At 76.3% G+C, this 11286-nt stretch carries 11 protein-coding genes; 3 read left to right on the plus strand and 8 right to left on the minus strand.

The window, feature by feature from the left end:
- Window positions 1-85: 85 nt before the first annotated feature.
- From GTQ99_RS13185 to GTQ99_RS13195, 3 genes are read right to left on the minus strand one after another with little or no spacing between them, the layout of a single operon-like run.
- A complete protein-coding gene (locus GTQ99_RS13185) occupies window positions 86-973 on the minus strand; it encodes a phosphoribosylaminoimidazolesuccinocarboxamide synthase (protein WP_166616196.1) in 888 nt (295 codons plus the stop codon).
- Window positions 970-2238, minus strand: a complete 1269-nt coding sequence (gene purD / locus GTQ99_RS13190) for a phosphoribosylamine--glycine ligase (protein ID WP_166616197.1) — start codon at window positions 2236-2238, stop codon at window positions 970-972. Before purD ends, GTQ99_RS13185 begins: the two co-directional genes overlap by 4 nt.
- Before the next feature lie 11 nt (window positions 2239-2249).
- Complete coding sequence (locus GTQ99_RS13195; protein ID WP_166616198.1) at window positions 2250-3932, minus strand: FGGY family carbohydrate kinase; 1683 nt, start codon at window positions 3930-3932, stop codon at window positions 2250-2252.
- A gap of 99 nt (window positions 3933-4031) precedes the next feature.
- Between GTQ99_RS13195 and GTQ99_RS13200 the strand changes: the two genes are divergently transcribed.
- Complete coding sequence (locus GTQ99_RS13200) at window positions 4032-5123, plus strand: FUSC family protein (RefSeq protein WP_166616199.1); 1092 nt, start codon at window positions 4032-4034, stop codon at window positions 5121-5123.
- 18 nt (window positions 5124-5141) lie between these two features.
- Here GTQ99_RS13200 and GTQ99_RS13205 read toward each other — a convergent pair whose 3' ends face one another.
- Window positions 5142-5990: a GNAT family N-acetyltransferase gene (locus tag GTQ99_RS13205; RefSeq protein ID WP_166616200.1), complete on the minus strand. Its 849-nt coding sequence runs from the start codon at window positions 5988-5990 to the stop codon at window positions 5142-5144.
- 108 nt (window positions 5991-6098) lie between these two features.
- On the opposite strand from GTQ99_RS13205, the gene ppk2 reads away from it, so the two are divergent.
- The gene (ppk2, locus tag GTQ99_RS13210) at window positions 6099-7109 is read left to right on the plus strand and encodes a polyphosphate kinase 2 (protein ID WP_166616201.1); all 1011 of its coding nucleotides are present in this window, start codon (window positions 6099-6101) and stop codon (window positions 7107-7109) included.
- Between the two features lie 55 nt (window positions 7110-7164).
- Here the strand turns inward: ppk2 and GTQ99_RS13215 are convergent, their stop codons facing one another.
- Both GTQ99_RS13215 and GTQ99_RS13220 read right to left on the minus strand, forming a co-directional pair.
- Window positions 7165-8322, minus strand: a complete 1158-nt coding sequence (locus GTQ99_RS13215; protein ID WP_166616202.1) for a hypothetical protein — start codon at window positions 8320-8322, stop codon at window positions 7165-7167.
- Window positions 8319-8795, minus strand: a complete 477-nt coding sequence (locus tag GTQ99_RS13220) for a hypothetical protein (protein WP_166616203.1) — start codon at window positions 8793-8795, stop codon at window positions 8319-8321. The genes GTQ99_RS13215 and GTQ99_RS13220 overlap by 4 nt, the downstream gene beginning before the upstream one ends.
- Before the next feature lie 458 nt (window positions 8796-9253).
- Here GTQ99_RS13220 and GTQ99_RS13225 point away from each other — a divergent pair, with 458 nt between their 5' ends.
- A complete protein-coding gene (locus GTQ99_RS13225) occupies window positions 9254-10057 on the plus strand; it encodes a methyltransferase domain-containing protein (protein ID WP_205707417.1) in 804 nt (267 codons plus the stop codon).
- Between the two features lie 59 nt (window positions 10058-10116).
- Here the strand turns inward: GTQ99_RS13225 and GTQ99_RS13230 are convergent, their stop codons facing one another.
- Both GTQ99_RS13230 and GTQ99_RS13235 read right to left on the minus strand, forming a co-directional pair.
- Window positions 10117-10536, minus strand: a complete 420-nt coding sequence (locus tag GTQ99_RS13230) for a DUF4440 domain-containing protein (protein ID WP_166616205.1) — start codon at window positions 10534-10536, stop codon at window positions 10117-10119.
- Between the two features lie 23 nt (window positions 10537-10559).
- Window positions 10560-11286: ATP-dependent DNA ligase (locus GTQ99_RS13235; RefSeq protein WP_476702859.1), on the minus strand; the 727-nt coding region annotated here is incomplete at its 5' end.

Consider the following 11286-nt stretch of genomic DNA (forward strand, 5'->3'; position numbering starts at 1 on the left):
CGATCGGCTCGTGCCTGTCGGTGGGCGCGCTGGGCGCCGTCCTGCGGGTGGGCCGGCGGCGCGGGCCCACCCGCACCGCGCCCCCTCAGGAGCTGAAGGTGGTCCCCGTCAGCCGCTCGTAGGCCTCGACGTAGCGGGCGCGGGTGCGCTCGACGACCTCGGCGGGCAGCGCCGGGGGCTCGGCGTCGCCGCCGCGGTCCCAGCCGGAGGCCGGGGAGGTCAGCCAGTCGCGCACGAACTGCTTGTCGAAGCTGGGCTGCGGGCGGCCCGGCTCCCACGACTGCGCCGGCCAGAAGCGCGAGGAGTCCGGGGTGAGGACCTCGTCGCCGAGGACGGTGCGCCCGTCGGCGGTGCCGAACTCCAGCTTGGTGTCGGCCAGGACGATGCCGCGCTCGCGGGCCACGCCCTCGGCGCGGCGGTAGACGGCCAGGGTGAGCTCGCGCAGCTGCGCCGCGGCGCCGGCGCCGACGGTGGCGGCGACGTGCTCGAAGGTCACGTTCTCGTCGTGCTCGCCGAGCGCGGCCTTCGTGGCCGGGGTGAACACCGGCTCGGCCAGCCGGGAGCCGTCCACCAGGCCCGGCGGCAGCTCGATGCCGCAGACCGTGGAGGTCTGCCGGTACTCCGCGAGGCCGGAGCCGGTGAGGTAGCCGCGGGCGACGCACTCGACGGGGAACATCTCCAGCTCGCGGCAGACCATCGCGCGCCCGGCGACGGCCGCGGGCACGTCGGTGGAGAGCACGTGGTGGGGCACGATGTCGGCGAGCTGCTCGAACCACCACAGCGACAGCGCGGTGAGGACCTTGCCCTTGTCGGGGATCTCGCTGGCCAGCACGTGGTCGTAGGCGGAGATGCGGTCGCTGGCGACGACGAGGACGGTGCCCTCCCCCGTGCCGTCGGCGGGCCGGTACAGGTCGCGGACCTTGCCGGAGTAGACGTGCCGCCAGCCGGGCAGCTGCTGCGGGGCGGCGCTCACGCGGGGGCCCCGGCCGCGGCGCGCTCGGCGATGTCGCGGCGGAAGTGCCCGCCCTCCAGGCCGATGCGCTCCAGCGCGTCGTAGGCGACCCCGCGCGCGGCGGCGAGGTCGGGGCCGGTCCCGACGACCGACAGCACGCGGCCGCCGGAGCTGACGGTGCCCGTGGCGTCGGGGGCGGGCGCCGTGCCGGCGTGCAGCACCGCCGCGCCCGGGACGGCCTCCGCCTCCTCCAGGCCGTGCAGGAGGCCGCCGGTGCGGGGCTGCTGCGGGTAGCCCGGGGCGGCCAGGACGACGGTGACGGCCGCGTCCTCGCGCCAGCGCAGCGGCGGCTGCGCGGCCAGGGTGCCGCGCGCGCAGGCGTCCAGGACCACGCCCAGCGGGGTGGCCAGGCGGGCCAGCACGACCTGCGTCTCGGGGTCGCCGAAGCGGGCGTTGAACTCGATGACCCGCAGGCCCCGGGAGGTCAGCGCCAGGCCGCAGTACAGGACGCCGGAGAACGGGGTGCCGCGGCGGGCCATCTCGGCCACGACGGGCTGCGCGACGCGGGTGACGACCTGCTCGGCGAGGTCGGCCGGGGCCCACGGCAGCGGCGAGTAGGCGCCCATGCCGCCGGTGTTGGGGCCCTCGTCGCCGTCGAGGGCGCGCTTGAAGTCCTGGGCGGGGGCGAGCGCGACCACGGACTCGCCGTCGGTGAGGCAGAAGACGCTGACCTCGGGGCCGTCGAGGAACTCCTCGACGACGACGGGGCCGTGGGCCAGGCAGGCGCGCGCGTGGGCGAGCGCCTGCTCGCGGTCGCCGGTGACGACGACGCCCTTGCCGGCGGCCAGGCCGTCGTCCTTGACCACGTGCGGGGCGCCGAAGGCGTCGAGGGCGTCGGCGACCTCCTCCTCGGTGGTGCACAGGCGCGCCATCGCGGTCGGCACGGCGGCGGCGGCCATGACCTCCTTGGCGAAGGCCTTGGAGCCCTCCAGCCGGGCGGCCTCGGCGGAGGGGCCGAAGCAGGCGGTCCCCGCGGCGCGCACCGCGTCGGCGACCCCGGCCACCAGCGGCGCCTCCGGGCCGACGACGACGAGGTCGGCGCCCAGGCGCAGCGCGAGCGCGGCGACGGCCTCCGGGTCGGCGGCCTCGACCGGCTCGACGGGGGCGACCAGGGCGATGCCGGCGTTGCCCGGCGCGGCCACGACGCGGTCGACGCCCGGGTCGTCGAGCAGCGCGCGGACGAGGGCGTGCTCACGGGCACCGGAGCCGATGACGAGGACCTCCACGGGCAGGGAGCCTAGTGGGCCCGCCCGCCCCGGCCCGCCGCCGTCCCCAGCGCCGCCGGGTCCGCCGCCGGGTCCGCCGCCGGGTGGGGCGCCGGGTCGGCGGCGAGCTCGCGCAGCGCCCGGAACGTGGGGGCCAGCGCGTCGGCCAGCGCGGCGTGCACCGGCCGCAGCCGGGCGTAGACGGCCGCGGCGGCGGGGTCGGGCTCGAGGACCTCGCCGACCACCGCGGCGCCACCGCCGGTGAGGTCGCCGACCATCCCGAGGGCGTGCTGGCCGAGCAGGGCCGCGCCGTAGCTGGAGCCCTCCTGCCCGCCGGCCATGTAGGACACCGGCCGGCCCAGCACGTCGGCGAGCAGCTGGCGCCAGACGGCGCTGCGCGCGAAGCCGCCGGTGGCGCGGACCTCCTCGACGGCGTGCCCGGCGGCGGTCACCGAGTCGGCCACGAGCGCCAGCTGCTGGCAGACCCCCTCGACGGCGGCGCGCACCAGGTGGGCGCGGGTGTGCCGGCGCTGCAGGCCGACCCAGCTGCCGCGGCTGACGGCGCTCCACTGCGGAGCCCGCTCGGAGAGCAGGTGCGGGAGCATCAGCAGCCCCTCCGAGCCCGGCGGCACCGACGCGGCCAGGTCCAGCAGCGGCTCCTCGGGGACGTCGCCGAGCTCGGCGGCCAGGGACGCCAGGTCCGGGGCGAGGGTCTCGGTGAGCCAGCGCAGGACGACGCCGCCGTTGGTCACGGCACCGCCGACCGTCCACAGCCCGTCGGTGAGCGCGTAGCAGAAGGTGCGCCCGTCGGGGTCGGTGCCGGGGCGGTCCACGGCCACCCGCAGCGCGCCGCTGGTGCCGATGGACAGGGCCGCGACGCCCGGGTGCACGGCACCGACGCCGAGGTTGGCCATCGGCCCGTCGCCGCCGCCGGCGACGACGACGGTGCCGCGCCCCAGCCCGGTGGCCGCGGCGCCGGCCGCCGACAGCCGCAGCCGCGCGTGCTCGACGCCCACGGGCAGCGGCAGCTGCGCCGGGCCCACCCCGGCCAGCTCCAGGGCCTCGGGGTCCCAGTCGAGGGCGGTGAGGGAGAACAGCCCCGTGCCGGAGGCGGTGGAGCGGTCGACGACCCACTCCCCCGTCCAGCGGTGCAGCAGCAGGTCCTTCACCTGCACCCAGCGGGCGGTGCGGGCGAACAGCTCCGGCTCGTGGGCGCGCAGGTGCGCGAGCTTGACCAGCGGGGACATCGGGTGGACGGGCGTGCCGGTGCGCGCGTGCAGGCGCCGGCCCAGGGCGGTGGGCCGCAGCCGCTCGGCGAGGTCGGTGCTGCGGGTGTCGGCCCAGGTGATGAGGCCGGTGACCGGCTCGCCGGCCGCGTCCACGCCGATGAGGGAGTGCATCGCCGAGCTGAAGGAGACGGCCACGACGGCGCAGCCGGCGGCGCGGGCGCGGGCTGCGGCGTCGGCGGTGGCGCGGGTGGCGGCCTCGACGACCTCCAGGGCGTCCAGCTCGACGTGGCCGTGGCCGCCCTCGCGCAGCGCGTAGCCGGCACCGGCGGCCGCGCGGGCGCTCCCGGCGGCGTCGAAGGCGACGACCTTGGTGCTCGTGGTCCCCAGGTCGACCCCGAGGACGACGGGGACCGCGCCGCTCGCCGGGGCGGGCGGGGCGGCGGCGCGCGGCCGCTCGCCGGGGAGGTGAGCCTCAGCAGGTTCCACGTCGGCAGAGTCTGGCCGACGCGGGGGCGGGCGCGCTGCCGCTCCGGGGTGGCGGCGCGCCGCGGCCGCGGGGGGCGCGCGGCTGCGAGGATCGGTGGCGTGCCCCGCACGATCCCCTTCGCCGTCAGCGCCCGACGGCGGGCCCGCACCGGCTGGCAGCGCTGGCAGGGCTCGTGGTGGCAGATCCTGCAGTGCGCGCTCGGCGCCGGGGTCGCCTGGCTGCTCGCGCAGGCGCTGTGGGACCAGCCCTACCCCGTCTTCGCCTGCGTGGCGGTCGTCATCTGCTTGGGGGTGCAGAACAACCAGCGGCTGCGCCGGGTGGGCGAGCTGGGCATCGGCGTCACCATCGGCGTGCTGCTGGGCACCCTCATCGCCCACTTCATCGGCCGCGGCCCGGTGCAGATCGCCCTCATCGTCGCCGCCGCGATGTTCCTCGCGCGCTTCCTGGACTCGGGGATCCTGCTGGTCAACCAGGCGGCGCTGCAGGCGACGTTCATCATCGCCTTCCCCCCGCAACCCGGCAGCACCGGTTCGGCGCGCTGGCTGGACGCCATGACGGGGGTGGTCGTCGCGCTCGCCATCGCCGCGCTGCTGCCGCCGGACCCGCGCCGCGAGGTGCGCGGGCGCGGGCGCGCCTACGCCGGGCAGGTCGCCGACCTGCTGGAGGACACCGCCGAGGCGATCCGCGACCGCGACGCGGAGGCGGCCGACGCCGTGCTGGCCCGCGCGCGGGCCACCCAGGCCGAGCTGGAGGGGTGGGCGCAGGCGGTCACCGCCGGCCAGGAGGTGCACCGGCTGTCCCCGCTGCGCCGCCGCCAGCGCAGCGAGATCGTGCAGCAGAAGAAGCTGCAGGCGGGGATGGACCGCGCCACCCGCAACCTGCGGGTGGCGGTGCGCCGGGTGAGCACGGCCCTGCACTACGACGAGCAGCTGCCGGACTCGCTGGCGGGGGCGCTGGAGTCGCTGGCGGCCGCCGTGCGCGCCGTCGGCGAGCCGCCCTACCCGGGGGAGAGCACGCCGCCGTCGGTGGCCGGGCTGAAGGAGCTGGCGGTGACGCTGGGGCCGCGCACGCTCGGCGCGGAGTCGCTGTCGGCGACCGTGGTCGTCGCGCAGCTGCGCTCGGCGGTGGTGGACCTGCTGCAGGCGCAGGGCGTCGGCGCCGCCGAGGCGCACCGCCTGCTGCCCCGCTGAGGCGCCGCGCCCACCCGCTCAGCGCGACGGCTCCAGCGGCAGGTCGTAGTAGTCCTCGGTGAGCACCTGCCGGAAGCCCAGGGAGGTGTAGAGGCCGAGGGCGTGGTCGTTGTCGACCTCGACCTCCAGGCGCACGCCGCGGCTGCCGCCCGCCAGCAGCTCCCGGCACACCCGGCCCAGCACGTCGCGGCCGATCCCCCGCCCCTGGTGGGCGGGGGTGACGGCGAAGCCCCACACGCCGCCGACACCGCCGTCGACGTCCACGCGCAGCGTCCCGACGGGCTCCCCCTCGTGCTCGACGACGCGGGTGCCGCCGCCGGCGACGCCCTCCGCCAGCCCGCCGGGCTCGACGTCGAACGCCTCCCGCAGCAGCCGCTCCAGCAGCGCCAGGTCGGCGGCGACCGCGGGGCGCAGCCTCGTGCGCGGGTCCTCGGCGGACACCGGCGGCGGCCCCTGGAGGAGCATCGCGTGCTCGGAGTGGTGCAGCCGGCCGCCCCGGCGCTCGGCCAGGTGGCGCCCGGCGGAGGAGCCGCGCGGCACGATGAGCAGCACCTCGCCGGCACCGCGCCGCCGGCAGACGTCCACGGCCGCCGCCAGCAGCGCCGAGCCGATGCCCCGCCGGCGGGCCGCGGGGTCGACCACCCCGGCGACCTCCACGCCGGGGCCGCCGTGCACGTCCAGGCTGGCGTAGCCGACGACGCGGCCGGCCTCCGTCCACAGCAGGTCGTTGACCTCCTCGCCCCGGCGCGCGCGCAGGTCGGACCAGGCGACCTTCAGGCGGCCGCCGTCGACGGCCACGGCCCGCCGCTCCAGGTCGGCGACGGCGCGCAGGGCGTCGGGGGGCAGCTGGTGGTGGAGGGTGAGCACGCACGTAGTGCACCCCCCGGCGGCGGGCGGGTCAACGCGGTTCCCGCGCGCCGCCGCCGGCCGGGAGCGGCGGGTGTGGGACGGGCGGTGGCGGGGAAGGAGCACAGGATGAGCGACGAGGTCGAAGCACGCGGTCAGGTCGAGGTCGACGAGCCCGCGCGGACGCTGCCCCACGACGACGACGTCGCGGACGTGCGCGACGCCGACGGCCGGGAGGTGCCGGGGCTGCTGGACCACCTCGGCGAGGGGGCCGAGGAGACCTGGCGGGAGGACTACCCCTACGAGACGAAGATGACCCGCAAGGAGTACGAGAAGCTCAAGCGGGGGCTGCAGGTCGAGCTGCTGAAGATGCAGAGCTGGGTGAAGCGCTCCGAGCAGAAGGTCGTCCTCATCTTCGAGGGGCGCGACGCGGCGGGCAAGGGCGGCACCATCAAGCGCTTCACCGAGAACCTCAACCCCCGCGGCGCGCGGGTCGTCGCCCTGGAGAAGCCCAGCGACCGCGAGCGGACGCAGTGGTACTTCCAGCGCTACGTGGCGCACCTGCCCAGCGGCGGGGAGATCGTGCTCTTCGACCGCTCCTGGTACAACCGCGCCGGCGTCGAGCGCGTCATGGGCTTCGCCAGCCCCGTGGAGTACCTGGAGTTCATGCGCCAGGTGCCGCAGCTGGAGCAGATGTGGGTGCGCAGCGGCGTGCACCTGGTGAAGATGTGGTTCTCCGTCTCCCGGGCCGAGCAGCGCACCCGGTTCGCGCTGCGCGCCAGCGACCCGGTGCGGCGCTGGAAGCTGTCGCCGATGGACCTGGAGAGCCTGGACCGCTGGGACGACTACACCGAGGCCAAGGAGGCGATGTTCTTCTACACCGACACCGCCGACGCGCCCTGGACGACGATCCGCAGCAACGACAAGAAGCGGGCCCGCATCGAGGCCATGCGGCACGTGCTCTCGCTGCTGCCCTACGACGACAAGGACCCCGAGGTCGTCGGCACGCCGGACCCGCTGATCGTCGGCGTCGGCCCGACCTCGCGCTGGCGCGAGCAGGGCGAGGACCTCGGCCACGTCTTCCCCTCGCTGCGCGAGGAACCGCGCGAGCAGGCGCAGGCAGGACCCGACGAGGGCTGAGGCGGCCGTGGCCGGGCGGCGCAGCGGCGCCGCCCGGCGCGGGCGGGCCGGCCGCTCAGGCGGTGAGTCTCGCTGCCATGGACCTGGGGTAGAAGAGCTCGTCCTCGATGAGCTTCTTGACGGCTCGATCGACGCGTGCGGCGTCGTCGCTCTCCCCGGTGCGCTCCCGGGCCACGACCTCCCGGTGTCGCCGCCACTCCGACTGGTCGTCCAGGTCGAGGACCTGAGTCTGGAAGGGGTTCAGCTGGCGCACCACGCGCTCGTCCACCATGGTCGCCACCTTCTTGTGCCGAGACCTGTCCTCTGAAGGGCCGTTCTCGGCCAGGAAGCGGAACAGCACCAGCGACGAGAAGGTGTGGGGCAGTGCACCGAAGAGGCCGTCCAGGTGCTCTTCGAGCGTCTGGCTGTCAAGAGCCTGCCCGACCAGCCGCTGGCTGGCCTCGCGGCCCCGCTCGGCGAAGCCGGCGAGGACGTCGGCCAGGCCGACATCCAGCAAGGCCGATGCGGTGGCTGACAACAGCGCCATGGGGTCCACCTCTGAACTTGTGAGCAGCGGCCGCATGATCCAGGCCACGTGCTGGGGAGAGGACGCGCGCTGCACGGCCGTTCCGAACAGCTGGATGCTCCAGCCCACGCCGACGGTGGTGAGCAGGTCGACCCCACGACGACGCCTCATCAGCGCCAGTTCCTCCAACGCCCTCCCGAGCATGGCTTGAATGGCCGGGGGACCGAGCTGGTCCTGCATGCCTCTCCTGGCGGGGGCGAGGAGGCGCTCCGTCACGAGGCACGGCTCGTCGTCCTCGGTGGCCTGGACAGCCTGCCGCACCACGGCCACGTCGTCACCGGTGACGGAGCCACCGACCGCAGCCGCCTGCTCCAGACGCTGCAGCAGGGTCAGGAGTCGGTCGCGCACCGGTCGGGCATTGCGCGGGACGGTGACGAAGGTGCCCACCGCGGCCCCTTCGGGGAGCTTCCTCGCAGAAACACCGTGACCGCTCTCACGGACCTTCCAGTACCAGGACCCGCTGTCGGGCAGGGCGACCCCGTGCCAGACACCGTCGGGGAAGGCCTGCGGCTGATCGCGCTGGAGCCTGCGCACCTCGTACCCAATCTCGAACAGGCGGTTCTCGTGAGCGTGCAGGGCTCGGGCGCACACCCTCGCCTGCGCCAGGTCGTCGAGTGCGGCGTTCGGGCCGACGAAGTCCTCGGTCACGGCTGGACCGCGGAGGAATCCCGATCCTCGGCCAGGAGTCCCCGCGCCTGCTCACCGACGCGACTCGCTATCCGAGCGGCCTCGCTGGCGGCCATCCCCTCGTCCACGAGAGCGGTGGCCAGCAAGCGCTCGACCTCCTGGGCATCACCTGCTCGCCGGAACGCCGATCGAGCCTCGGTCACAGCATCCGGGAGTACTTTCTCGGTGCCCACGACGTCGGGCTGCTCGGAGCGCACGACGTCCTCGACCCGGCGCACGATCCACGCGCCGACGTCCTTGCCCCACTGCTCAACCCGGTCCTCGGCAGCTGCCGTCAAACCCTTGAGGAAGGCGGCCAGCAGTGACCCTGCTATCCCTACGAGGACCGCCTCACCGAGGAAGTGGCGCTCGCCGTCGTCCGGGAGGAGGACGTAGACCTCATCGGTGAGGACCTCCCCTACAGCCCGAGCAGAAGTGTCGATGTCGCTGTGCACAGCGGGTCACCTCCAGTGGCTCCACGCGGGCGATCCGACGACGATAGGCCCCGGGCACTGACGGCTCAAGGGTTTCAGGCATTCGGCACCGAGTTCGGGCTGGGAGGTGTGGGCCCTTGCTTTGTTGAACGGCGAACAGCACCTTAGGAAGCCGTCTCGATAAAGCTGCTCGTTGACCTCGACACCTCGGTCACACCCTCAGCCACAGCTTCCGTCGAGCGGCACCTGCTCGGTGGAGGGGTTCCTGTGCTGGTCGGCGAACCCGTCCACGAAGCTCAGCGGCCGCGGTTGTCGGCCTGCTCGACGCACCGCCAGCCATGGGCCGCTCGTCGTATGTGCCTGTCGCATGGCCCGCCACCCATGAGCACGCGGTTGCACCCCGATCCTGGTGCACCGTCCCGTACGGGCTGCAGGAAACCCCTGGACCTCGGCCCACACCCGCCAGCACCGTGGACCGCGTGGAGAACGAGATCAGCCGCTACTACGAGCGCGGCCGCGAGCAGGGCCGGCTGACCGCCGGCGCCGGGCGCCTGGAGGCCTGGCGCACCGCCGAGCTGCTGCACCGCTGGCTGCCCGCCCCGCCCTCGACGGTCCTCGACGTCGGCGGCGCAGCCGGGGTGCACGCGCTGCCGCTGGCCGCGCGCGGGCACGCCGTGCACCTGCTCGACCCGGTGGCGCTGCACGTGGAGCAGGCGCGGGCGGCCAGCGCGGCCTCGGCGCACCCGCTGGCCTCCGCCGGGCCCGGGGACGCGCGGGAGCTGCCGTTCGCCGACGGCGGCGCCGACGCCGTGCTGCTGCTGGGCCCGCTGTACCACCTGACCGAGCGCGAGGACCGCCTGCGGGCGCTGCGCGAGGCGCACCGGGTGCTGCGCCCCGGCGGGGTGGTCGTCGCCGCCGCGGTCTCCCGCTGGGCCTCCGCGGTCGACGCCGTCACCCGCGGCTGGATCGCCGACGCCGAGTTCGCCGCGATCGTCGCCGAGGACGTCGCCACCGGGCGGCACCGCAACGACGGCGAGCGCGAGCGCTGGTTCACCACCGCGTTCTTCCACCGCCCCGAGGACCTCGCCGCCGAGCTGGCGCAAGCCGGGTTCGCGGTGGACGGCCCGGTGGCCGTCGAGGGCCTGGCCGGGCTCGCCCCGCCGGAGCTGCTCGACGACGCGGTGGGCCGGGAGCGGCTGCTGGAGCTGGTCCGGCGCACCGAGCGCGAACCCGCGCTGCTGGGGGTGGGCGGTCACCTGCTGGCGGCCGGGACGGCGCGCTGACCCCCGCTCCCGCGCAGGTCCCGCGCAGGTCCCGCGCGGGTCCCGCGGCGCGTCCCGCCTCAGCCGGCGACCTCGCGCCGCACGACGTCCTCGTGGTTGTGCAGCATCAGCCACCGCCCGCCGCGGCGGCGCCAGGCGCTGGTGTTGCGCACGTGCTCGACGGCGCCGTCCCCGGTGCGCACGAGCAGGCGGTGGCGCAGCAGCGCAGCGTCCCCCTCGACGTCCAGCAGCGGGTCGAGCGCCTCGACCGCGACCACCGCGAGCGCCCCGGGAGCCGGTTCCGGGCGCGCGGCGCGCAGCGCGGCCAGCCCGTCGCGGCCGCGCACGAGGGGTTCGGCCTCGGAGTCCCACAGCGTCACCTCCGGGTCCATCCCGGCGTCGCCGGCGGTGGTGTCGCCGGAGAGGAAGCCCGCGTAGACGGCGTGCACCACCGCCCAGATCTCGGCGAGGTCGGGCTGGGCCGGGTCGTCGGTGCGCACCCGCGGACGCTACCCCGCGCCCCTCACGCGCCCGCCCCGCCGGCGGCGGGGTCGCGGGCCGGGCCGCGGGGGTGGGCGTGCTCGACCCAGTCGGGGCTGCGCCGGCCGGGCTGGTAGCTGGAGGCGCGGCGCTTGGCGACCACGCCCGGCAGGCCCTGCTCCAGCGTGCCGGCCAGCAGCGCCGCGGCGTCGGGGTAGACCGGGGAGACCTGCCAGGCCCGGCCCGAGGGCAGCAGGCGGTCCAGCGACTCGCGCCGCTGCTGCCAGGGCCGCTCGAGCAGCTCGACGCCGTACAGGCGCAGGACGTCCACGGCGACGAGGGTGACCGGCGTGCGGGCGGCCCGCCCGGCGGCGGCGTCGACGTCGTCGTCGTCGTCGGCGCCGGGCGCGTGCAGGCGCCCGGCGAGCGCGGCGGCGCAGGGGACGCCGTCGCGCAGGGCGACGACCTCGGCGTCCAGCAGGACGTCGGCGTGGGCCCCGGCGAGCGCCGCGAGCTCGGGGAAGGCGGCGCCGAGGTCGCGGCCGTCGCCCGAGCGCAGCACGACCTCGCCCTCGTGGACGTCGGCGAGCACCCGCACGCCGTCCCACTTCACCTCGTAGGCCCAGGCGTCGGCGTCGGTGGGCACGTCCGCCGCCGCCGCGGGCGTCGCGAGCATCGGCAGCACCCGACCACTCTGCGGGGCCGCGCGCGCGGCGGCCAGCGGGACGGCGTCGCGGCCGGCGCGACGGGCGGTGGGGCGGGCGCTGGGG

It is taken from the genome of Kineococcus vitellinus (assembly GCF_009906315.1).
GTDB lineage: Bacteria > Actinomycetota > Actinomycetes > Actinomycetales > Kineococcaceae > Kineococcus > Kineococcus vitellinus.